This window comes from Acidimicrobiales bacterium (genome assembly GCA_036378675.1).
Classification (GTDB): domain Bacteria; phylum Actinomycetota; class Acidimicrobiia; order Acidimicrobiales; family Palsa-688; genus DASUWA01.
In genome coordinates, this window is sequence record DASUWA010000033.1 from 1 (window position 1) to 21,491 (window position 21,491).

Below are 21,491 nucleotides of genomic sequence, written 5' to 3' on the forward strand. Positions count from 1 at the left end.
GCGAAGGGGATGCCGCCCCCAAACGCCCACGACGACACCAGCTTCCCCCGCTCACTCCCAACCTTTTCATGGCGGCAGCCCCTCCGCCGTTCACGCTGGCCTGTGCCCGACAAACGCCAGAGCCTCACACATGGATTGTTATACGGGTGATCCGTGCTCGGCGTCGCCCGTCCGCGGCATGTCGGTTCATGACGAGAAATGATGGTCGCGACGGGTCGAGCGGGAGAAGTATCAGGATTAGCTGTGGACCAATCGGCTCATCTGCGGAAGGGAAATGAACTTAGGTTTGTTTTAGAACCGGAGCGATTTGGCCAGGTGTTACATTGAGTCGGGCTTTGGACCGAGGGGGTTCGTCATGACAGCCCGTACTCGTGCGTTGGGTGCCGGTATGGTCGCGCTCTCTGTGATCGTGGGTGGCTGCGGCAGTTCCGCCAAAACCTCAAAAGGAACCGTATCGACAGCTACCTCAACCACTCGCTCGACCACCACGACGAGCACAACCACATCGACAGCTTCAGAGACAACACTCGTAGCCGGGGGAAACACTGGCGTGAACTTCACGGTCGACGGTACGTACAAGGGCCAAACCGTTACTGGCCCGGTTCATAGCGGCTCTCTGCGATGCACCCCGATCACGACCGGAGCCAAGCAAGGCGTGCAACTTACCTGGGGCGGGACTGTGAACGGGACGGGCCAGATCTCCGGCGATCTCATGTTCGTTGGCGGCCAACCATCAATCGCATTTGGTGACTCGCATTCGCAGGGCGAAGCCAGTGTTGTGATCAAGGGGGACTACGCGAACCGGTACGGGGCCTCGTCGGCTCTGGGTTCGGGAACCGCGAGCGCGAATGGCACCACCTCGGGCACTATCGATGCGGAACTCGACGGCGGAAGCGCAGGCATGATTCACCTGAAGGGTACCTGGACTTGCTGACCTCTGAGTTCGGCCTCGTCTCATAGAAGAAGTTCGATCGATGGTCCGCTCCAAGCGGTCGCGCCACGAAAACGTGAGCGCATCTGATTATGGATCGCGCCAACCAGGGCGCTCGCAGCCGGCGTTCGGTATCCGGACGGCCTGTCTGCCGTCATGGGTTTCAGTCGCTGCGAGGAGTTCGGTAGACCCCGTCCGCGATCTCCCGCAGAACATCCGCTTGTCTCAATACATTGCCGCGTCAACTTCCGAGACCGATTGTTCAGAGGAGAGCCCGGGCAACGCATACCGTGCCCGGGCTCGAGCCGGACCGCGAGCTAGTGGGTCGTGTTCTGGAAGCAGGCGATGTCGTACTCGGACACCGCGTGCGGGCTGTTTGAGTTGAGCGTCGACGGAGTGCCTGGGTTACCGGCGTAGTGATTGCCGGCGTTGCCGACCGGGTTGAACGGCGAGCCATTCGCGTTCACCGCGTTGCCGTTCTTCGTCGTATACACCGAGCATGTCACCACACCGACCGAGCCGGGCTGGCCGGGTCCGTTCGGGCTCGGAGTCGCTGATGCGACCCCGACCGCCAGAGGCGCGACTGATGCAATGCCGCCGAGAACAAATCCTGCGAGAAGTCGTTTCACTCCGGTCCCTCCTTTGTGGACTTTGCCCTATTTGTACGGGCGAAGGCGGCAAAGGGATTGCCGTTACTTGGTTTCGCCATCCCGAGGTACGAAATCGGCCCAACTAGGCGATCCGCTCGCCGGAGCCCGTCGCCGTCGCCGTCACGGCAGGGTCTACTTTTGCGGCGTGCCATGGTGGGGTTGGGTACTGACGGCGTCCGGCGCGACGTTTGTGATAGCGCTCACGTTCCGAAAGCAGCTCCTCTACCTGGTCAGGGTCGCAAAGGCGTGCGCCACCGACGATCGGCTGCCACGCCCGCTCCGGTGGGTGCTGGGAGTGGCGCTGGTCATCAAGGCCGTCCCGGTCCCCGACTTCGGGATCGACGAGGTCCTGCTGATCGTTGTCGGCATCCTTCTGGTAACCCTCTACCGCCCCACGTTCCGGGCAATCCTCGAAGAGTCTCGACGGGAGCCGCCGCCTTCCGAGTAGTCAAGGCACGCGCCGGAAGAAGACGGCGTTGGAACCGGCGAGGAGACGCGTCACCTAGGCCCTGGCGGAACCTTCACGGGTTAGCCATGGCCCAAAGACCGGGCGTGCCAGAAACGCCGCTGTGGGTCGCCCCAACTCACAGTGGAGTTCCCGTGCGCGGACCAGCGCCTCCTCGTCGTCAAAAGCCGTCACGCGTTCGACCTTCCAATCGGAACGCCCGGGCTGACCCCACACCACCAGCCAGGGGGCCGCGTCTGAACGCATCGGCGCCGCGTCAATCTCCACGTGGGTCAGCGTACGCTGCCGGCCTCTGATTAGGGCTCGTTCGTGGCATTGTGCCGCTCAACTAGCGGGCCGGGGCGGCCGACACAAGGTCCGTGGATATCAGGCGGCTCCGGGCGGCCGTGCGCGTCATTCTGACCGTCGCACTCGTCGCGCTCCCTTTCGCGTCTGCGCGGTCGCGCTCGGTTGGACCAGTGTCGCTGGCGTCCAGCGTCGACCCGCAGACGAACTTCTGGCTGGTCTCCCCGACGGGCGGGGTGTGGGCGTTCGGAACGGCGGCTGCCTACGGATCGCTCGACGGCGTCCACCTCAACCGGCCGATCGTAGACATGGCGCCCACACCCGACGGCAGGGGGTACTGGCTCGTCGCCTCCGACGGCGGCATCTTCACCTTCGGCGACGCCCCCTTCTACGGCTCCACCGGCAACATCCATCTCAACAAGCCGATCGTCAACATGGCGCCCACACCCGACGGCAAGGGGTACTGGCTCGTCGCCTCCGACGGCGGCATCTTCACCTTCGGCGACGCCCCCTTCTACGGCTCGGCGGGATCAAGCCCGACGCCGGACCCGGCCGAGAAGCTCGTCCCGTCTCCGGACAATGCCGGCTACTGGTTGTTCGACCAGAACGGGACCGCTAGGGCCTTCGGCGAAGCCTCGGGCAGTCCGCCGACCCAGGCGCTGATGTTTCGCCAGGTGACGCCGGGCGACAAGGCAGTGCTCTTCGCGTTTGCCCAGCTTGGCAAGCCTTACATCTGGGGCGGAAACGGCCCCGTAGGTTACGACTGCAGCGGCTTAACGCTCGCCTCGTGGGAGCACGGCGCCGGAATCGGGTTCGCCCGAGTGGCGAACGACCAATACCACACCGCCGGTGTGCCAGTCGCGCTGTCCGACCTCCAGGCCGGCGACCTGGTCTTCTGGGGATCCAGCCAATCCGATTGGACCTCCGTATACCACGCCGCCCTGTTCGTCGGAGGGGGCCAGATCGTCGAGTCCACCGGCACCCACGTCCAGTTGAACTCGCTCGACCAATGGGGCGAGTCCGACCTGATGCCCAACGGCCGCCGGCCATAGCCGCAGGCCAGATGTAGATGATTTGAACGTGGTACTCCTCAGACCCTGGCTTCAAGGATGAGATTCATCGGAGTCTCGGCAGCCCGGCGGAATTGGCTGAACCCGGCGTCTTTAAAGACCTGACGCAAGCGTGCTTCGCCGGCTTGGGCACCGAGACCGAGCCCGACATCTTGGGAAAGTGAGTTAGGGGTGCAGATCGCGGATGACACCGTGTAGAACAGTGCGGACATGGGATTGTCCGCAATGTTCGTCGGCTTGTCGTCGAGAGCGAAGGGTTCGACTAGTAGCACGGTCCCGTCAGCGTTGAGGTGCTCGCGGGCGTAGCTGGCTATGCCGATGGGATCGCCCATGTCGTGCAGGCAATCGAAGAAGCAGACCAGATCGAAGTTTCCTGGGTAGCCCTTGGCGTCAGCCACCTCAAAGCTGGTCCGCTCGGCCACACCGGCCTCCGCCGCGCGTTTGCGGGCGGTGTCTATCGACGAGGGGTGATAGTCGAAGCCAGAAATCGTCGAGTTCGGGTAGGCCTTCGCCATAACCACCGCGGATGCACCGTGGCCGCAGCCAATGTCGGCGACAGACGCACCGGCTTTCAGTTTGGCATCAACCCCATCCAGCGCTGGTATCCAATCAGTCGGCAAGTAGGCGCGATAACCGGTGCGGAAGAACCATTCGGTGCCCGAGAATAGGCAAGGGTGATGGTCACCCCAGGCCATGGCCCCGTTGCTGCGGAAGGCGTCGGCGATCTTGGCGTGGTCGATTGATATCGACAAGAAGGCGTTCATTCCTCGCGCCACAAAGACAGGCGAGGAGTCGTCCGCCAACGCGGCGATTCCCTCAGGTGAAAGCGAGTAAGTGCTGTTCGAAGGGTCCAGCTCGAGTAATCCGGCGGCGGCCTGACCGTCGGCCCATTCTCGGACCAGACGCGGGTGACAATTTGTGGCGGCGGCCAGAGAATCCGCGGTTCGCGGAACTCCGTCCGCCAGCGCTCGGTAGAAGCCCAACTCGTCTCCGAGCCATACGCCGAAGCACAGCGCTCCGCCGGTCATGAATCCGGCCATTCGGCCCATGAACTCGCCCAGCTTCGCCTCATCGATGCTTCCAGGCATCATCCCTCCCTTTAGTGGAGCCGGTCCTACCCTTTGGGGTCTAGCCAATCTCGCTTTCGGATCACCGTGGCCAAATTCTGGACGATCGACTACCAGGCACATACTCCGCGCGATCCGGGCGCTCTACGATCCTGGCCCCGAATGCAAAATGGCGACATCAGTTGATTCTCCAAGGCGGGTTCTTTCGGTTTTGGCCGCCACGGAAAAGGCACAACTGGTGACCGTCTGGATCGCGTAAACGCGCCTCTCTCCACAGCCAAGGCATGTCAGTCGGCTCCTGGTCAAAGGTCACTCCCTGCGTCCGGAGTCGCTCACACAACGCGTCAAGGTCAGCCGACTCGAAATAGATGGTCACGCTGCTACCTGGGGGAGGAGATGCACTCAACTCCACTGAGAAGGTCGAGTCCCCGTCAGGGCACTCGAAGCGCAAGTACCGGTCGTTGCGGACAATCAGACGCAGCCCGAGCGTCAGGTAGAACTTCTGAGCTCGCTCGAGGTCGGTCGATCCGATCGTCACCTGATTGAGATCCATGAAGAGATTCGAGCACAAGGCGGTTCGAAGCCGGGCCCTCAGCTCACGTGGTCAAAGGTCCCTCTCGTCCCATAGCGAGAGTCTGACACCCACAACCCCGACGTAGCCCTCCAGTGTGATCCAGTACAGAACAGGCGAGCTGTCACCACCCTGGCAGGGCAGATGGTAGGGGCCTCCGACGACCTGAGTCGGGATCAGGGCTAGGGTCGGCGAGTATGACGAGTTGGTCCAACTGGGCCGGCAACCAGCGCGCCGACGGCGTGACCGTCATTGAGCCGCGGGACACCGAGGAAGTCGCCAAGGCCGTGCGGGAAGCCGCCGAACGGGGTCAGAAGGTGAAACCCATCGGCGCCGGCCACTCTTTTTCCGGGATCGGCAAGCCCAAGGATGTGCAGCTGCTCCTCGACAACATCACCGGCCTCCGCCATGTCGACCGCGACACCGGGACCGTCACCGTCGAGGCCGGAACCAGGCTCCACCGGCTGAACGAGCTGCTCGCCGGCGAGGGTCTCGCCATGACCAACCTCGGCGACATCGAAGTGCAGAGCATCTCCGGCGCAGTGTCGACTGGAACGCACGGAACAGGCAGGGATTTCGGCGGCATCGCCACGCAGATCGTCGGCCTCGAGATGATTCTGGCGGACGGTTCTGTGGTCACGTGCTCGCCCGACGAGCGCCCCGAGCTCTGGTCTGCCGCCCGCGTCGGTCTGGGAGCCCTCGGAGTGATCACCGCGGTCACGTTGAGGACGGTCCCCCTGTTCGCCATCACAGCCGAAGAAGGCCCGATGCCGCTCGACGAGCTGCTCGGACGGTTCGATGAGCTGACCGAGGAGTACGACCACTTCGAGGCGTACTGGTTTCCGCACACCAGCTCGACCCTTACCAAGCGCAACACGCGCAGGCCGCTCCATCAAGGTCTCGACCCACTGTCCGGGTGGAAGGAATGGCTCGACGACGAGTTCCTCTCCAACACCGTCTTCGGCTGGACGATCGCGCTCGGCAAGCGACGCAAGTCTCTAATCCGGCCGCTCAACCGGATCGCCTCGAAGGCACTGGGGACAAGGGTGTTCACCGATCTGTCCTACAAAGTGTTCACCTCACCACGCCGGGTTCGATTCTGCGAGATGGAGCTTGCCGTACCGAGGGCGAGCGCAGTCGAATCAATTCAAACTGTCGTCAAGGCGATCGAAGCCAGCGGAATGGACATCTCGTTCCCGGTCGAGCTGCGGGTGGCTGCGGCCGACGACATCCCGTTGTCGACCGCCTCCGCACGCGAGTCGGCCTACCTGGCGTTCCACCTTCCCGCCGGGGAGGACTACACCGCGTACTTCGGTCTGGTCGCGTCCGCGCTGGACGAGTTCGAACCCCGCCCCCACTGGGGAAAGCTCCATGAAATGGACGCCGAAGTTCTCCGCTGCCGGTACCCGCGGTTCGACGAGTTCGTGGCGCTGAGAGACTCAGTCGACCCGCGGGGCGTGTTCACCAACGACTACCTCAACGGGGTGCTCGGAGCGCCGCCGGACCGGTGACATGAAAGGCGAGTGACTGGAGGCGATCACTGCTCCGACATGATCGCGTTGAACTCGGCTTTCGGATCGCGTGAGACCTGACCGTCAACGGTTATCTCCGCGTGGTGCAGCTCGCCGGTGAAACGGAAGGGCGCCTCGTAACCGTCTCCGATCGCCGGCCCCTGCTCCCACCCGCAGGTCAGCCCGCCGCCAGTGATGCTGTAACGCGAGAAGGCGGTTCGTTCGATGCGCCCTTCGGCGACGCGAACTCCGTCGACCGACAGGCGTCCGTGCCCGCCACAGTGAAACGAGCTGGATTCCAGCGGCTCGAATTCGAACGACAACGCGTGCCGGCCCTCGCGTAGCACCGCGCTGGACTCGATCACGTGCCGCTCGGCGCCGAGGAAGTTGTTGACATAACGGGGGCGGCCTTCGAGCAGATGGAGGCTCCACCCGCCCAATGCTGTCCCCATCGCGAGCATCACGCCCTCGGCCCCACCATCCGGAACGGTGACGTGCACGGTCAATACGTGGGCCCGGTTGCGCATGTTGACCACCTGTAGCTCCGGGACGATCGCTCCGTCGGGCCATATCAACTGTCGCTGGCGATCCGGCGGTTGGTGCCGGGGATCGACCAATGCATCGAGCAACCTGTTGTCGAGCGGGAGCACCTTGTGCCTCTCGGCTTCCTGCCACCAAATGTCGACCATCTCAGCAAGACGATCAGGCTCGGCCTCGGCCAGGTCGCGGGTCTCTGCGGGATCGTCGACGATGTTGAAAAGCTCCCACTGGTCCTCGTCGAACGACGCGTCCGGGTCGAGTCCCTCTCCGTATAGATCGACGAACGGATGAAACGTCACCGCCTTCCAACCTCGGTGGTAGATGCCCCGGCTGCCGAACATCTCGAAGTACTGAGTCGCGTGAACCCCATCAGACGACGGGTCGTCCAGCACCGGAACGAGGCTCACACCTTCGATAGGCGACTGCGCGATGCCAGATATCTCCGGAGGCGCGTCGATCCCGATGAGGTCGAGGACCGTCGGTGCGATGTCGATCGCATGGGCGAACTGCCGGCGGATGCTGCCGTCCGACGGCAAGCGAGCGGGCCAGGAAACGATGCACGGATCGGCTATACCTCCCTGATGGACTTCCCGCTTCCAGCGCTTGAACGGTGTGTTGCCGGCCATGGTCCATCCCCACGGGTAGTTGTTGTGCGCGGTGGGACCACCGAGCTCGTCGATTCGGGCGCGTAACTCCTCGGGCCCAGCCGGGGCGGCGTTCCAAGTCCTGACATCGTTGATCGAGCCGAGCGCGCCGCCCTCGGCGCTCGCTCCGTTGTCCGAGACAACTATGACGAGGGTGTTGTCCCACTCGCCGAGCGTCCGCACGAACTCGAGCACGCGACCGATCTGCGCGTCCGCGTGCGAAAGAAACCCCGCGAAGCACTCCATGAACCGGGCAGCGACCCGCCGATCGTCGTCGCCGAGCGAGTCCCATGCCGGCACCCAGTGAGGGCGCCGCGACATCGGCACGGACGCATCGAAGAGGCCGAGCTCGATCTGGCGTTTGAAGGTACGTTCACGCCACTGGTCCCATCCCGAGTCGAAGCTGCCCGCATACCGGTCGATCCACGGCCTCGGCGCCTGATGCGGCGAGTGGCACGCCCCGGTCGCGAAGTAAAGGAAAAAGGGAACGTCGGGGGCTGCGGATCGGATCTCCCCCAGGTAACGGATCGCCCGGTCGGCCAAGTCCTCGGTGAGGTGGTAGCCGTCAGCAATCGACCTCGGCGGTTCCACCGCGTGGTTGTCCTGGAACAGCGAGGGAACGAACTGGTGGGTCTCGCCCCCGTGAAATCCATACCACCGCTGGAACCCGCGCGCGCACGGCCAGGTGTCGCGAGGAGCGGCTTGGTGGGTTTCCCTGTCAGGAGTGAGGTGCCACTTGCCGACAGCCACGGGCGCGTAGCCGTGCCAGGCGAGCATCTCGGAGAGCAGGCCGTTCGACCTCGGGATGCGCCCCCAGTATCCCGGGAAGCCGGTCGACAGCTCGGCTATACGTCCCATCCCGTTCGAGTGATGGTTCCTGCCGGTTAACAAGCAAGCCCGCGTCGGAGAGCACAGCGAGGTGGTGTGGAAGCTCGAGAACCTCAACCCCGTCGCGGCCAGCGAATCCAACACGGGAGTGTCGATGTCGGAGCCGTAACACCCCAGCTGCGCGAAACCGACGTCATCGAGCACGATGATGACCACGTTGGGCGCCCCCGCGGGCAGCTCGGGTTCAGGCGGCCACCACGGCTTCGATTGCCGCCAGGTACGCCCGATCAATCCGCCGAATCCAGGTTCGCTCATCGCACGAGTATGTCCACCCGGTTCGGCCGACCGCGACATCAAACGGGTCGGAATGCCCCGGATGGGACAAATCCGTCAAACAGCTATAGAGTCTTGGCGCTCGAAGAGTTGTTGAGAGGCCGGTACTTGCTGAAGGTGAAGACGATCCTGGCGGGGACCGGAACCTTGGGATTCGCGTTCGCGCTATGGGTCACGGTTCTCTCCCCGGGGGCACAGTCTCAGTCCGCGCCGACCGTGTCGCTCGTCCAATCGACGTGGTTCTGGCAGGGTGAAGCGTCACCCCCGGGCGGGGTCAGTCTTCCTCAAACCGTCCCGGACCCCGCCGTCCCCTCCGGTGATCTGGCCGTCGGCGGACCCGAAGTGCAGGGTCAGGCGCCGGCGGAAACCTACTTGGAGTTCGACGTGAGCTCGATTCCTCAGGGTTCGACGATCTCGTCGTTCAAGATCTCGCTTCCTGTGGACCCCTCCGCCCAAAGCCTGGTGCCGGCCGGCACCGTTCCTCCCATCGTCGCCTGTTCGCCGCAGCAACCTTGGCCAGCGGCTCCGGGTCCCCAGCCCTACGGTCAGAAGCCGGCCGATCACTGCGATCCAGGCGCGCCGAAAGTATCGAGTGGTGACGGAGGCAAGACGTATACGGTCGACATCGCTTCAATCGCGTCCGCCTGGGTCGCCAACGGTCAGAACTTCGGCGTCGCCATCACCGATGATCCGTCGAACACTTCGACCGCTTATCAAGTCGTGTTCGGGCCGTCCTCGGCGGTAGAGAAGATCCAAGCCACCGTCGATTACTCCCCGCCGCCCTCGGGACTTGGCGGGAGTTCCATCGGGAATGAAACCCCTGCCGTGGTGAACGGCCCGTCGCCGGAGGGTCCTTCGGGGGTTGCAGCTCCATCGGTGCCGGCCTCCCCGATACTCCCCGCCACGGGAACCGGGGGCACACCGCCGGCGACTGCAACGCCGCCGGTCGCATCAACTCTTCCTTCCGCGACGACTCCGCAGCGGGTCAAGTCCGCGGCGGCCTCACACCACACCGCGACAAGCACGCCGCCCGCGGGTTTCTGGATAGTGGCCGCCCTCCTGGCTGCGCTGGTCGGCGTGTGCATGCTGGAGCTTCGGCGGCCTCCCGAGATGTCGCTCGCGACCACCGAGCGGGGCGTCGGAAAGTTGCTGTCGCACCTCGCCGCCCGGCAAGAAGACGGCCCGGCACAGGCGGATGGCGGGCCTTGAAGTCAGGAGACCTGGAGACAATGACCAACATGTTTGAGCGGCCGCGCCGCCGGAACGTAATCGCAGGGGTGGCAGCGCTCGGCCTGCTGTGCACCTCGTGCGGGCTGGCCTCAGGGTCCGCCGGCGACCTGAGCCGCTCCCTTACCGCTGGCGGGGGGGCCGGTGCATCGTCGATCGGCCCCGGCGGGGGATCCTCCTCGGGAGGCGGAACGGCTGCCGGTTCGGCATCGGCTAGCGGGGCCGCAGCTGCGAACGGAAGTTCAGCTGCGGGCGGCGGCACCGCGGCCGGCGGGTCGGGCGCGGCAGGAGCGAGTGGTGGCGGGGCCGCCACGGCAGGAGGCACCGGCGGCGGCGCGGCCGGCGGAGGAGCGGCAGCGGGCCAGGCGGCCTTCGAGACGATTGGCATCCGCAACGGGGTGATCTACTTGGGGCTTCACGCGCCCGAGACGGGGGCTGCGCCCATTCCCCTGCAGGCGTTCGCCACCGGCGTGAAGCTGTTCTGGGAGAACCACACGGTCTTCGGGCACCAGGTAGTCATGCAGTTCGCCGACGACCAGTACAACCCGTCGGTGGCTCGGCAGGTGTGCGAGTCGATGTCCCGCCAGGACCTGTTCGTCATAGGCGGGGCGGGCACCGATCAGATCCAAGCGTGCGGAACCGACCCGGTCCTTGCAAGCACCCATACGCCCTACTTCTCGGCGGGCGTCACGACCAACGGACTGAACGGATTGCCGTACTACTTCGCGCTCAGCCAGAGCTACGCGGCACAGTCCGCCAACGTCTTTGCGATGGCGAGCCAGCTCTACGGAGCTGACGTCAACCAAAAGTGGGCAATCGTCACGGAGAACACGCCCAACTTCGACGACACGACGAATGCGATCGTCCAGGTCCTTAGAAGCAAGGGGATCAGCTACTGCGACCCCAAGACCACGAGACCGCCGAAGTACTACAGCGACTCCGACGTGAGCCACTACACGAGCGCGATCCAGTCGTGTGGGGCCAAGGTGGTGTACCTCGACGTCGACCCGAACTTCTGGATCGCCATGGTCCGTGACGCTTCGACATCGCTGTTCACCCCCGACTGGGTCGGACCGGGAATCACCAACGGCGAGGACCTCGTGGCCACCCCGGTGTGCGGAGAGCAACCGAACATCAAGGCCGCGTTCTTGTCGCCCTACATGGGCCTGGACCGCCAGCCGGCGGACTTCAGCGGCCAGAGCAACCCAGCTCCCGATGCGCCCGCGGCCGAACGCGACATCGAGCTCCTCATCTACGGCGTGTCGCAGGTGGTCTACAACGCGATGCTCTCGGTCGGGAGCTTCGCCAACCTCACGAGGGACAACCTGATCGCCGCCATGTCGAGATTCTCGGCCGGCTACGGCCAGCAGCTCACCGTGTTCCCGACCGTGAACATGGCGGCGGGGCAGGGCCATTTCGGTGGTACTGGCATGTGGGAGCTGCAGCTGAGCTGCGCCCAGAGCCAATACGTCACCGCGGGAAGGCTGTAGGTAAGGGCGTTGATCGCATCGGTGGGAAGTTCGGTCGGCGTCCCTCTAGTCGCGGGGATACGCGACGGTTGCGTGTACGGGCTCGTCGCGTGCGGGCTGGTGCTCATCTACAAGTCCAACCAGATATTCAACTTCGCCCAGGCCGAATTCGGGTCGGTCGCCGCGTTCATCGCCCTCGCCTTCATCAAGGGTCTGGGCCCGTTCCCCAAGGTGCCCTACGGTCTCGCTCTCGCCTTCGGGATCATCGCCGGAGCGCTGACCGGACTCATAACCGAGCGGCTGGTGATCAGACCCCTGTTCACGGCCTCAAGGGCGGTGCTGCTCGTGGCCACCGCCGGCGTCGCCCTGCTCCTGATCAGCCTCGAAGCGGTGATTCTCGGGACAGAGAACCTGCACGTGTTCCCTCCGCTGGGGGCCCGTCACCACTTCGCTCTGTTCGGGAAGGTTGGGGGAGCCCACTCATTCACCTACGGCTTCACGGACATCGACCTCTTGATCGGGCTTCTCGCCATCGCGGTCCTCGGGGTGTGGTTCTTCAGGAGCAGGTGGGGCAAGAGCGTCCTCGCGGTGAGCCAAGACGTTTCAGCAGCGCGCGCTGTCGGAATCAACGTGAGCAAGGTTTCGGCGCTCACCTGGCTGATCGCCGGGCTCGTCGGAGGGGTGGCCGGGGTTCTTTATGCCCCTGCCAAAGGCGCGATACCTCCGGGCTTCATGACTGGTATCGGGGAGATCGGCCCGCTCGTATTCGGATTCATCGCCGCGGTCATCGGGGGGATGACCAGCCTTCCGGGAGCCTTCGTGGGCGGGGTGGTGGTGGGTATCGTCGGAGACTTCGCGCAGAAGTACGTTCCCACCTCGGTGCCTGGAGCAGAGCAGGTCGTGCTCGCTTCGATCCTGCTGATCGTACTCGTCGCCCGACCGACCGGACTCTTGGGCAGGGGAGTCTGATGGCCTTTCGGGTTGCTGCTCCTGCGCCCTCGTTATTGGCGCCGAAGGCCGCGGGCTTTACGGCGCGTGCGCTCGCCTGGGCGGCGGTTGTGGCGGCGGTTCTGATCGCCGGGTTGTCGGGAGCGAATACCGCGGCGTACGCGACCACTGCCGCGGTGTACGTGCTTATCGGCCTGTCACTGAACGTCATACTCGGCTACACCGGTCAGCTGTCTCTCGGCCATCAAGGACTCATGGGCTCCGGGGCACTCTTCGCCGCCTACATGTCGACCAAGCACGGCACTCCGTTCCCCGCTGCGGTAGCGATCGGTGGCGTTGCGGCGGCAGCCGTGGCCCTGCTCATCGGCTTCGCCGCGCTGCGGATACGCGGTCTATACCTAGCTCTGGTCACCTTGGTCGTCGGCATCACGTTGCAAGGTTCTCTTTTCGAGGTGCCTGCCCTCACCGGAGGAGGGGCGGGCGAAGCCGCCAACCGGCCCTCGGTTCTCTCGTCCAACGACCGGTACTACTTCGTCTGCGTCGCAGTCGTCGTCGCGGTGATGTACCTGGATAGCCGCCTGGTCGCATCGAAGGTCGGGCGGGCGTTCGCGGCGATCAAGGAGGACGAGAGGGTGGCGTCCGCCTTCGGAGTGAACGTCATGGGATACAAGCTGCTGGCGTTCGTCATCTCCGGGCTCGTGGCTGGAGTGGCCGGCGGGCTGTTCGCATTCTCCACTCAGCAGTTCAACGGAAACGACTTCTCCTTCCTTCTCGCGCTCACTTTCGTTCTGATGACGGTTGTCGGTGGCGCAGGCTCGCGTGCGGGCGTTGCGATCGGGTCGATCTTGTTCGCGGTCTTGCACACGTTCCTGGCGAACTTTTTCCTGTTCAAGGACTTCGCAGGGCTCTTCTCGACCAGTCTGCACAACAACATCCTGCAGTTCGGTCCTGACCTGATCAGCGCGTTGCTACTGCTGATCACGTTCGCCATAAATCCTCAAGGTCTCGCCCAGCAGATCGACCCGATTGTGCGCTGGATGACCGGTGGCCCTCTCCGGTTCCGTTCGCGCTCCGCCGTCCAGGGTCGGGAGGTCGTGAATGCCCGTCCTTGAAGTCCGGGATCTATCCATTCGCTTCGGAGGCCTCCGCGCCCTCGACTCGCTGTCGATGGTCGTCGACGAGTGGGAAATAGTCGGGCTGATCGGTCCCAACGGCGCTGGCAAGACGACCGCCTTCAACTGCATCACCGGTTTCTACCGCCCCGATACGGGCAAGGTGATTCACCGCGGCCGCGACGTCACCGGAATGAGTCCTCACCAGCGCGTCGCCCTCGGGTTCGGGCGCACCTTCCAGAACGTCGGGATGATCAAGAGCGCGACCGCACTCGACAACCTCAAGGCCGCCCAACACATCCACGCCGGCTACTCGGCGCTGTCAGGGATTCTGGGCACACCGGAGGCCGCCGAGGACGAGCGCGAACTGACCTTCAAGGCCGAAGCCATGCTCGAATTCCTCGGCCTCGGGGAGATCCGCGACTCTGTCGTCTCGAGCCTCCCGTACGGGCAGCTGAAGCTTCTGGAACTCGGCTGCGCCCTCTCCACCGACCCGGACGTTCTTCTCCTCGATGAGCCTTCGAGCGGGATGGGCCCGGAGGAAGCAGCCGATCTTGGGCGGCGTCTCCTTGAACTCCGGGAGCAAGTGGGGCTCACCATGCTGCTGATCGAGCATCACGTGCCGCTCGTCAGCGCAGTTTGCGACTACGTGTATGTGCTCAACTTCGGAAGCCTTCTCGCAGAAGGAGTGCCGGCCGAGATCCAACGCCACCCGCAGGTAGTGGAGGCCTATCTCGGCGGTTCGGCACGGCAAAAGAAGACGCCCACGGCCGCCCCCGACGACACCGTCGAGATGCCGAATCCGACCGAGGCGTCGGCATGAGCCTGCTGGAAGTGGATGACCTTCGCGTCGGGTACGGGGCCTTGCCGGTCCTGCACGGCATTAGTTTCTCTATCGAAGAGGGAACGACGGCGGTGCTGCTCGGTCTGAACGGCGCCGGTAAGACGACCACGGTCAACACCATCGCCGGGTTGTTGCGGTCGTGGTCGGGTGACATCCGTTTCGAGGGAAGATCCGTCACCCGGATGAACACGGACGAGATCGTGAAGGCGGGGATCTCGTTGTCGATGGAAGGCCGCCACGTCTTCTCCGGACTGACGGTTCGCGACAACCTCGAGCTCGGTTCGTGGACATCCAGGGATCGAATGCGCGAGACGATGGAGAAGGTTTTCGCCTACTTCCCCCGCCTGGAGGAACGGGCCGGGCAGGTCGCAGGGACTCTTTCGGGCGGCGAGCAGCAGATGCTTGCGATAGGCCGCGCGCTGATGGCCCGTCCGAGGCTGCTTCTAATCGACGAGGCATCACTGGGGCTGTCACCGTTGATGGCCGAGACGGTCTTCCAGGTGGTGGAGCAGATCAACACGGACGGCACCACGGTGATGCTCGTCGAGCAGAACGTGGGCGCCCTCGAATACGCAGACCGAGCGCTGGTGATGGAGAAGGGAACCTTGACTTTCGACGGGCTCCCCGAACGATTGGCCTCCGAGTCTTATCTCGAAGAGGTCTACCTCGGAGACGTCGCGGAGGCCGGGGCGGCCAGGAGCAAATGACAGGAGGAGCCGCATGAGCACCGATGAGCAGACCTCAACGGAGCACGAGCTGAGAGCCGGCGCCGCGATGCGACGCGCTCAGACGGGGATCCGCGGAGCCGCGGGCCGAGTGCTGGGCAGCGGCGGTAGCCGCCTGGGCCTGGTCGTCATTGCCATCGGGTTGGTGGTGATCGGAGTCGGCTGGAACGGCGCCGCGGGATCCGGCGGCGAGGTCAACCACGTACCGGTCGTCCAAGCTCAGCTTCCCTGGTTGCTGTCCGGCGGCTTTCTGGGTCTGGGGATCATTGTCCTCGGGGCGGCGATGGTCGTCGCCAACGCCTACCGCGAGTCCGAGGCTCGCCTGGCGGCGCGATTCGAACAACTTCTCGATGTGCTAGAGCGCTCGCCGGCCGCGACGGGCCCGGCAGCTGCCGCCTCCCGCCCGCGCGACGACGACCTTGTAGTTGCCGGCTCCGCGTCCTTCCATCGCCCCGACTGCCGCCTCGTGAAGGGCCGATCCGAGGCACGTCTCATCGACGTCGCGACGGCTTTGGATCTCGGGCTTACCCCATGCCGCATCTGCAAACCGGTCGGTGCGCAGCACGACTCGGCTGCGGCACGCCAGTACTCTGAGTCGACTCGAGGTTCGTGACGCGGTTCACCCGATCTTGACCTGCGTCGGGAGCTTGGCGAATCCGCGCACGTTGATCGAATGCACTCTTTCGGAGTTTTCCTCGTCGACGCAATAATCGGAGACCCTGCGTGCGAGCGCCTCGAGAGCTATCCGGCCCTCCAACCGAGCGAGCGGCGCTCCTAGGCAGAAATGACGGCCCGAACCGAAGCTGATCAGCTTCGAAGTATTCCGGTACGGGTCGTAGAGGTCAGGGTCGGGAAACGCTGCGGCGTCACGGTTGGCGGACCCGATCAGGAGCAGGACGGGTGCACCGTCCGGCACCGAGCTGCCAGCGAGTTCTACGTCCCCGGTCGCTACCCGGACGAGCATCTGGGTGGAGTTGTCAAAGCGCACCGTCTCCTCGACCCAGAGTGGAGCGTCACTGGGCTCGGCAAGTAACCGGGCTTTGACGTCGGGGAACCGCGAAGCCCAGAACCAGGCGTTGGCCAGCATCTTGGTCGTGGTCTCGTTCCCGGCGACAACCATCAGCAGCAGGAAGGACGTGACTTCCTCGTCGCTCAACCGGTCGCCCTCGACGTCAGCCTGGGTCAGCGCAGAGGTCAGGTCGTCGGCAGGTCGTGTCCGCCGATCGGCGATCAGCTCGGAGAAGTAGGTGATGAGCTTGATCGCAGCCTCGATGCCCGCCGGCGGGACATCGGTAACGCCTTTATCGCGGTGGACGAGCAGGTCGGCGAGGCGACGGAGCTCGGTCCTGTCGGTTTCGGGGACGCCGAGCATCGCCGAGATCACTTCCATCGGAAGTAGGCCGGCGAAGTCCGCGACGAAGTCGAACTCGCCGCCGGACTTCGATAGGGCTGCATCGAGATGCCGTTCCGCCAGGAGCCGGATGCTGGGCTCCAGGTCTGCCGCGCGACGTGGGGTGAATCCTTTTGACACGAGCGCACGCATTCGGGTGTGCTTCGGCGGATCCATGGCCAGAAAGGACATGCTCTTGTGTGCATCGGGGCCGTAGGCGATCGGGTCCAAGGACACACCGAACCTGCTCGACAGCTGGGCGGTGTTGCGGAAGCCGGCCGCAACGTCGGAGTGCCGGGATATCGCCCAGAACCCGCGTTCTTCGTTGTGGTACAGGGGTGCCTCATCCCTGAGGCGCGCGTAGGTCGGATACGGGTCTTCGTGGATCTGGTAGTCGTACGGGTCGTATCGGAGGGGCTCGCTCATAACTACTGTGGACCCCTGTCTATCAACAAAGGGGGATGCGGGTGGCCGCCGTTGGTGTTGTGGGCCTTGGCGAGATAGGCGGAAGCGTCGCTTCCGCGCTGGCCGCGGCGGGTCACGACGTATGTGTCTGTGACGTCCGTCCGGAAGCGTCGGCCAAGCTCTCGGACAGGTGCCGGGTGGTTGACGACCCGGCGGAGCTCGGTCGGTCGGTCGACGTCGTCATCGTCGCGGTCGTCGACGACGATCAGGTCCGAGCGGTGCTCCTCGGACCTTTGGGTGCGCTAACGACGATGCGCCGCGGGTCGACTGTGATCGTCGTGTCGACGGTTAGCATGGCGGCCTTGCGTGACGTCGCCGAAGCCGGGCGGCCCGGCGGGGTGGCCGTCGTGGATTGCGGCGTGAGCGGTGGCCCGTCCGCAGCAGCGGCGGGAAAGTTCGTCTCGATGGTCGGTGGCGATGATGGCGCTGTAGCGCGGGTCCTGCCGGTCATCGATTCGTTCAGCTCGCTTGTGGTTCGAATGGGCCCGCTGGGTTCGGGGCTGAAGGCAAAGCTGGCGCGCAACGTGGTGCAGTACGGATCGTGGCTGGCTGCTTACGAGGCCCAGAGGATCGCGGAAGCCGCCGGCATAGATCTTCAGAATCTCGCGCGGGTGATCAAAGAGAGCGATCGCATGATCGGGGGCGCTTCGGCGCTCATGTTCAGGGACACGGTGGCGCCCTTCGGACCGGGCGACGATGAGCGACTGGTCGGCGCCATGCGGTCGGCCGCTGCGTTGGCCCACAAGGACCTCGACGCCGCGCTGGATCTCGCGTGGGAGCTCGAGTTGGAGTGCCCGCTGACCGAGCTCGCCGAGTCGAACATCGGATCGGTCTTCGGAGTCGAACCTTGAGCGAACCTGACGCGGTGGGCCGGCGCCCACCCTCCGCGGATCGCGAAGCCGGCATGGCAAAGATGCACGAGGTGTACGGGTTCAGCGCGGATCCGGAACAGGCCCGGGGGACTTCGTCGCGTACACGGTCGACCATCTTTTCGGGGACGTGTGGTGCAGGCCGGGCTTGGACGTCCCCGCCCGGCGCCTCATCACTGTTGGCGTTCTCGCCGCGCAGGGACACGAGGACCTCCTCGAAGTTCAGTTCGCAGCTGCTCTGAGCAACGGTGAGATGGACGAGAGCACGCTTCGAGAGATCGTCCTGCAAGTCACGCATTACGTCGGTTGGGCGCTCGGCGCGAAGGCGAACAACGCTGCGGAACGAGCGATAGCGCGCCGCGCGTGAGCCGGCGAGCACTTCGGCGTCTCAGCTCGGGTAGACGAGAACACCCCGGATGTTGCGACCCGCCCTCATGTCTTCGTAGCCCTCGTTGATCCCGTCGAGGGGGTAGCGCCGCGTCACCATGCCTTCGAGGTCCAGTTGACCAGCCTGGTACAGCTGGGACAGCAAGGGGATGTCGACTCGCGGGTTGGCGGACCCGTACAGACACCCGAGGATCTCTTTCTCCATGAACACCAGATCGATCATGCTCAACTTGACGTCGACCTCGAACGCGCTGTGAACGTTGGTCATCACGGCTCTGCCTCGTTTGGCCACCAACGACATCAAGGGGGCCACGAGGTCTCCCCGGCCGACGCCCATGGTTGCGACGAGCTTGTGGCACATCCGCCCTTGGGTCTCTTGTTGGATGAGCGGGAACGCCTCCTCGATCGACGCCACGGTGTGAGTGGCGCCGAAGCGCCGGGCGGCCTCCCATTTCTCGGTCTGTGGCTCGACGGCGAAGATTCGCCGAGCGCCGGCTAACCGGGCCCCTTGGACCGCCGCCGACCCGAGTCCGCCGATTCCGACGATGGCGACGTCCTCGCCCGGTTGGACTTGCGCCCGGTGGACCGCGGAGCCCCATCCGGTCGTGAACCCGCAACCCAGGAGCGCAGCAAGGTCGAGGGGGATATAGGGATCGATCTTGATGAACGAGGCTTCGTTGCCCACGGTCCAGTGAGCGAAAGTGCCGACCATGCACATTGCCCGGAGATCCTGATCCCCGAGGTGATGGCGCGCTGTGCCATCGGATATCTGCCAGCCGTCGGCGATGAACGCCCCGAGATCGCAGAGGTTTTGGTGGCCGGCGCTGCAGGATGGGCACCGACCGCAGGCCGGTAGGAAGCTGGTGACCACGTGGTCGCCGGGGGCGAGATCGCGGACCCCGGGGCCGACAGCCTCGACCACCCCGGCGCCCTCATGCCCACCGACCATCGGAAGCGGCATCGGTGTGTCACCGGTCACGATGTGCTCCTCGGAGTGGCACATCCCCGATGCCGCCAGCCGTACGAGGACCTCACCCTGCCTGGGAGGGTCGAGTTCGATCCGTTCGATCTTCCAGTCGGTCCCCGGTTCCCAGAGAACCGCCGCGTCAGTCTGCACGTATGACTCCTCCCCCGGTGGAGCTCTCCGGCTCCAGTCAACCCGGATTGCCGCGCGCAGACCATATCGAACAGCCACTTCGGCCGTATCTTTGGCGCATGTGCCGGAACATCACGACCCTCAGAGGCCTCGAGCCGCCAGCAACCACCGAAGAGATCCGCGCGGCCGCTCTGCAATACGTCCGAAAGGTCAGCGGTGTTCAGACAGTGACGCCCCGAACGGCCGAAGCCGTAGATCGGGCAGTGGATCAGGTTGCGAGCGCAACGGCGGAGCTTCTGATGCAGCTTCCGCCGCGCCAGGTGCCTCCGGCCACCACCCCACCTCTTCGCCGGCTGGCCCAGAGATCCGGCCAGTAGCCCACAGATCCGGCCAGTAGATCGAGCCACTGGATCGATCAGGCCGTCCGCAGTTTCATCCTTAGGGCCGAGGCGCAAACCATCCTGAGATCGATGACACCGAGGCGCGGTCGGCGCACGCTTACACCAGTTGCGTCCTCGACCCCCGGAGGAATCATGAACCCCCACCCCACATCGACGGTCTCGCCGCTGGTTCTCCACGGCCGAATTGCGTTTGCGTCGTTCAGGCCAGGATCTGTGATCATCGACGGAGTCCTCGAGCCGGAGACGTCATATCCAGTCGATGGAGTCTTCTCCCTTCATGCCCGGCTCCCCTACTCCGCCTGGGCCGTGGCCGCCGCGGGCCTCGTCGAGACCTGGGCTGCCGCGGACGCGCCGATCGAACTCCGTTTCCGGTACTCGCACAGAAGGCAGCAGGTGCGAATCACCGACGGAGTGTCGTTCGTACTGTTTGACCTCCGGTCGGCTCCGGTTTTGCAGATAGGCGACGGCAGCGAATTTCGGCCGCCGATATGCGCGTGACGATGACAAACTGACCTTCGTGCCGGTCCCGCTGCCCTCTCTGGACGCGACCAACCTCTCTGTACCCGACGCGGCAGAGGTAGCGATCGTCAGCCGGGCAGTCGCCACCGCGGCGGCGCCGCCAGGCGGGCTGACCGAAACTCAGCAGCTACTTGTTCGCTCGGTGCTGCTGGCCATGACCGGGCATCCTGCCGCCCTGGACCAGCCTCCTGTCACTGCACCAGAGCTTGCCGCTGCTCTGCGGAACAGAAACGAGGCGTACCGGTCTCGGATCGTGCAGATCATGACCCTGGTCGGGCTTGTCCTTAGGCCCATCCCACAGGACGTGGCGGATCGGATAGCGGAGTACGCCGCGGAATTGTCGGTCGACGAAGGGATGGTTGAGGTCGCGCGGCAGTTCGCCGCTGGCAGCTTGGGTCTGGCGGCCTTCGACTTCAAACGCAACGGGTACACCGCGGGGTGGAGCTCCGAGGACGCCGCCAACCTTCACACCACGGTGGAGATCTCCGACGCCTGGGACTTCGACTTGAACGACCCCGATCTTGCAGCCCGCTGGCGTGCCATGGAGAAACTCCCGGAGGAGTCGCTCGGACGCCGGGTGACCGACTTCTACCGAGCACGGGGGTTCAACTACCCCGGACTCGCCGGCTCCGCTCCGCCGCTTCTCGCTCAGCACGACTGGGTGCACGTTCTCGCCGACTACGGAACGACCGTCGAGTCCGAACTCGAAGTTTTCGCGTTCATTGCCCGCGCCAACGACGACCCCAGGGGATTCTCCCTCCTCGCAATGGTCGTGTCCCTATTCGAGACCGGATACCTGCGATCGGGCGCCGGGCTCTTCGAGTCTTCGCCCGGTCATCTCTCCCGGACGGGGATGGCCGAACGGGTTGCCGACGCCATGTACCGAGGAGCGAAATGCTCGGGCAGCGTCGACTTCCTCGGACTCGACTGGTTCGAACTCGCAGATCTGCCGGTCGAGGACGCCTGCAGGCATTTCGGAGTGCTACCGAAGTCAGCCGAAGCTTTGAAGGCCGGGGCAGTCGGGCCCTGGGAGACGGGGGGAATCAGCCCGTTCCAGGTCCGGGCGGGCAAGATGTTGGCCGAATCCGACGGGCGCCCCTACGAACCATTCGGGGCGCGAGTGGCCGAAGTCACCTAACGAGC

The 21,491-nt window shown here is 64.7% G+C and carries 21 protein-coding genes and 1 pseudogene; 16 read left to right on the forward strand and 6 right to left on the reverse strand.

Features of this window, described 5'->3' with window-relative positions; all coding sequences use genetic code 11:
* Positions 1 to 355: 355 nt before the first annotated feature.
* Complete coding sequence (locus VFZ97_12215; protein HEX6394200.1) at positions 356 to 934, forward strand: hypothetical protein; 579 nt, start codon at positions 356 to 358, stop codon at positions 932 to 934.
* A gap of 314 nt (positions 935 to 1,248) precedes the next feature.
* On the opposite strand, the gene VFZ97_12220 is transcribed toward VFZ97_12215, so the two are convergent.
* Positions 1,249 to 1,560: a hypothetical protein gene (locus VFZ97_12220; GenBank protein HEX6394201.1), complete on the reverse strand. Its 312-nt coding sequence runs from the start codon at positions 1,558 to 1,560 to the stop codon at positions 1,249 to 1,251.
* A 166-nt stretch (positions 1,561 to 1,726) separates the two neighbouring features.
* On the opposite strand from VFZ97_12220, the gene VFZ97_12225 reads away from it, so the two are divergent.
* Together VFZ97_12225 and VFZ97_12230 are read left to right on the forward strand one after the other, a co-directional pair.
* Positions 1,727 to 2,029 (forward strand): hypothetical protein, encoded by a 303-nt coding sequence (locus VFZ97_12225; protein HEX6394202.1) that lies wholly within the window; start codon positions 1,727 to 1,729, stop codon positions 2,027 to 2,029.
* 476 nt (positions 2,030 to 2,505) lie between these two features.
* Positions 2,506 to 3,384 (forward strand): C40 family peptidase, encoded by an 879-nt coding sequence (locus VFZ97_12230; GenBank protein ID HEX6394203.1) that lies wholly within the window; start codon positions 2,506 to 2,508, stop codon positions 3,382 to 3,384.
* A gap of 38 nt (positions 3,385 to 3,422) precedes the next feature.
* Here VFZ97_12230 and VFZ97_12235 read toward each other — a convergent pair whose 3' ends face one another.
* Entirely contained in the window at positions 3,423 to 4,490 is a 1,068-nt protein-coding gene (locus tag VFZ97_12235; protein HEX6394204.1) for a class I SAM-dependent methyltransferase, read from the reverse strand.
* A gap of 157 nt (positions 4,491 to 4,647) precedes the next feature.
* Positions 4,648 to 5,022, reverse strand: a complete 375-nt coding sequence (locus VFZ97_12240; GenBank protein ID HEX6394205.1) for a VOC family protein — start codon at positions 5,020 to 5,022, stop codon at positions 4,648 to 4,650.
* A gap of 215 nt (positions 5,023 to 5,237) precedes the next feature.
* Here VFZ97_12240 and VFZ97_12245 point away from each other — a divergent pair, with 215 nt between their 5' ends.
* Positions 5,238 to 6,551 carry a D-arabinono-1,4-lactone oxidase gene (locus tag VFZ97_12245; protein ID HEX6394206.1) on the forward strand — a complete coding sequence of 438 codons (1,314 nt, stop codon included), beginning with the start codon at positions 5,238 to 5,240 and terminating at the stop codon, positions 6,549 to 6,551.
* Between the two features lie 26 nt (positions 6,552 to 6,577).
* Here the strand turns inward: VFZ97_12245 and VFZ97_12250 are convergent, their stop codons facing one another.
* A complete protein-coding gene (locus tag VFZ97_12250; protein ID HEX6394207.1) occupies positions 6,578 to 8,878 on the reverse strand; it encodes an arylsulfatase in 2,301 nt (766 codons plus the stop codon).
* A gap of 93 nt (positions 8,879 to 8,971) precedes the next feature.
* Here VFZ97_12250 and VFZ97_12255 point away from each other — a divergent pair, with 93 nt between their 5' ends.
* Genes VFZ97_12255 through VFZ97_12285 form a run of 7 tightly spaced genes read left to right on the forward strand, consistent with a single transcriptional unit; the run spans position 8,972 to position 15,834 of the window.
* Positions 8,972 to 10,105, forward strand: a complete 1,134-nt coding sequence (locus VFZ97_12255) for a DNRLRE domain-containing protein (protein ID HEX6394208.1) — start codon at positions 8,972 to 8,974, stop codon at positions 10,103 to 10,105.
* A gap of 29 nt (positions 10,106 to 10,134) precedes the next feature.
* Entirely contained in the window at positions 10,135 to 11,613 is a 1,479-nt protein-coding gene (locus tag VFZ97_12260; GenBank protein ID HEX6394209.1) for an ABC transporter substrate-binding protein, read from the forward strand.
* 9 nt (positions 11,614 to 11,622) lie between these two features.
* Positions 11,623 to 12,561 (forward strand): branched-chain amino acid ABC transporter permease, encoded by a 939-nt coding sequence (locus VFZ97_12265; GenBank protein ID HEX6394210.1) that lies wholly within the window; start codon positions 11,623 to 11,625, stop codon positions 12,559 to 12,561.
* Positions 12,561 to 13,652, forward strand: a complete 1,092-nt coding sequence (locus tag VFZ97_12270; protein ID HEX6394211.1) for a branched-chain amino acid ABC transporter permease — start codon at positions 12,561 to 12,563, stop codon at positions 13,650 to 13,652. The genes VFZ97_12265 and VFZ97_12270 overlap by 1 nt, the downstream gene beginning before the upstream one ends.
* A complete protein-coding gene (locus VFZ97_12275) occupies positions 13,639 to 14,475 on the forward strand; it encodes an ABC transporter ATP-binding protein (GenBank protein ID HEX6394212.1) in 837 nt (278 codons plus the stop codon). The genes VFZ97_12270 and VFZ97_12275 overlap by 14 nt, the downstream gene beginning before the upstream one ends.
* Positions 14,472 to 15,203, forward strand: a complete 732-nt coding sequence (locus VFZ97_12280; GenBank protein ID HEX6394213.1) for an ABC transporter ATP-binding protein — start codon at positions 14,472 to 14,474, stop codon at positions 15,201 to 15,203. Before VFZ97_12275 ends, VFZ97_12280 begins: the two co-directional genes overlap by 4 nt.
* Before the next feature lie 13 nt (positions 15,204 to 15,216).
* The gene (locus tag VFZ97_12285) at positions 15,217 to 15,834 is read left to right on the forward strand and encodes a hypothetical protein (protein HEX6394214.1); all 618 of its coding nucleotides are present in this window, start codon (positions 15,217 to 15,219) and stop codon (positions 15,832 to 15,834) included.
* A gap of 6 nt (positions 15,835 to 15,840) precedes the next feature.
* Here VFZ97_12285 and VFZ97_12290 read toward each other — a convergent pair whose 3' ends face one another.
* Positions 15,841 to 17,037: a cytochrome P450 gene (locus VFZ97_12290; GenBank protein HEX6394215.1), complete on the reverse strand. Its 1,197-nt coding sequence runs from the start codon at positions 17,035 to 17,037 to the stop codon at positions 15,841 to 15,843.
* Between the two features lie 35 nt (positions 17,038 to 17,072).
* Between VFZ97_12290 and VFZ97_12295 the strand changes: the two genes are divergently transcribed.
* Entirely contained in the window at positions 17,073 to 17,927 is an 855-nt protein-coding gene (locus VFZ97_12295) for an NAD(P)-dependent oxidoreductase (GenBank protein HEX6394216.1), read from the forward strand.
* A 121-nt stretch (positions 17,928 to 18,048) separates the two neighbouring features.
* A pseudogene (locus tag VFZ97_12300) lies at positions 18,049 to 18,312 on the forward strand (carboxymuconolactone decarboxylase family protein).
* Positions 18,313 to 18,333: 21 nt separating this feature from the next.
* On the opposite strand, the gene VFZ97_12305 reads toward VFZ97_12300, so the two are convergent.
* Positions 18,334 to 19,449, reverse strand: coding sequence for an NDMA-dependent alcohol dehydrogenase (locus tag VFZ97_12305; GenBank protein HEX6394217.1), 1,116 nt, complete (start codon positions 19,447 to 19,449; stop codon positions 18,334 to 18,336).
* A gap of 98 nt (positions 19,450 to 19,547) precedes the next feature.
* Between VFZ97_12305 and VFZ97_12310 the strand changes: the two genes are divergently transcribed.
* From VFZ97_12310 to VFZ97_12320, 3 genes are all read left to right on the forward strand, one after another.
* The gene (locus VFZ97_12310) at positions 19,548 to 19,805 is read left to right on the forward strand and encodes a DUF2277 domain-containing protein (protein ID HEX6394218.1); all 258 of its coding nucleotides are present in this window, start codon (positions 19,548 to 19,550) and stop codon (positions 19,803 to 19,805) included.
* 156 nt (positions 19,806 to 19,961) lie between these two features.
* Entirely contained in the window at positions 19,962 to 20,327 is a 366-nt protein-coding gene (locus VFZ97_12315) for a hypothetical protein (GenBank protein ID HEX6394219.1), read from the forward strand.
* A gap of 19 nt (positions 20,328 to 20,346) precedes the next feature.
* Positions 20,347 to 21,486, forward strand: coding sequence for a hypothetical protein (locus VFZ97_12320; protein HEX6394220.1), 1,140 nt, complete (start codon positions 20,347 to 20,349; stop codon positions 21,484 to 21,486).
* Positions 21,487 to 21,491: the final 5 nt, after the last annotated feature.

Coding starts and splice junctions, on each gene's coding strand:
- VFZ97_12295 (HEX6394216.1), top strand. CDS start 17,073: ATGCGGGTGGCCGCCGTTGGTGTTGTGGGCCTTGGCGAGATAGGCGGA.
- VFZ97_12315 (HEX6394219.1), top strand. CDS start 19,962: ATGAACCCCCACCCCACATCGACGGTCTCGCCGCTGGTTCTCCACGGC.
- VFZ97_12310 (HEX6394218.1), top strand. CDS start 19,548: ATGTGCCGGAACATCACGACCCTCAGAGGCCTCGAGCCGCCAGCAACC.
- VFZ97_12285 (HEX6394214.1), top strand. CDS start 15,217: ATGAGCACCGATGAGCAGACCTCAACGGAGCACGAGCTGAGAGCCGGC.
- VFZ97_12270 (HEX6394211.1), top strand. CDS start 12,561: ATGGCCTTTCGGGTTGCTGCTCCTGCGCCCTCGTTATTGGCGCCGAAG.
- VFZ97_12275 (HEX6394212.1), top strand. CDS start 13,639: ATGCCCGTCCTTGAAGTCCGGGATCTATCCATTCGCTTCGGAGGCCTC.
- VFZ97_12290 (HEX6394215.1), bottom strand. CDS start 17,037: ATGAGCGAGCCCCTCCGATACGACCCGTACGACTACCAGATCCACGAA.
- VFZ97_12260 (HEX6394209.1), top strand. CDS start 10,135: ATGTTTGAGCGGCCGCGCCGCCGGAACGTAATCGCAGGGGTGGCAGCG.
- VFZ97_12215 (HEX6394200.1), top strand. CDS start 356: ATGACAGCCCGTACTCGTGCGTTGGGTGCCGGTATGGTCGCGCTCTCT.
- VFZ97_12280 (HEX6394213.1), top strand. CDS start 14,472: ATGAGCCTGCTGGAAGTGGATGACCTTCGCGTCGGGTACGGGGCCTTG.
- VFZ97_12240 (HEX6394205.1), bottom strand. CDS start 5,022: ATGGATCTCAATCAGGTGACGATCGGATCGACCGACCTCGAGCGAGCT.
- VFZ97_12235 (HEX6394204.1), bottom strand. CDS start 4,490: ATGCCTGGAAGCATCGATGAGGCGAAGCTGGGCGAGTTCATGGGCCGA.
- VFZ97_12250 (HEX6394207.1), bottom strand. CDS start 8,878: ATGAGCGAACCTGGATTCGGCGGATTGATCGGGCGTACCTGGCGGCAA.
- VFZ97_12245 (HEX6394206.1), top strand. CDS start 5,238: ATGACGAGTTGGTCCAACTGGGCCGGCAACCAGCGCGCCGACGGCGTG.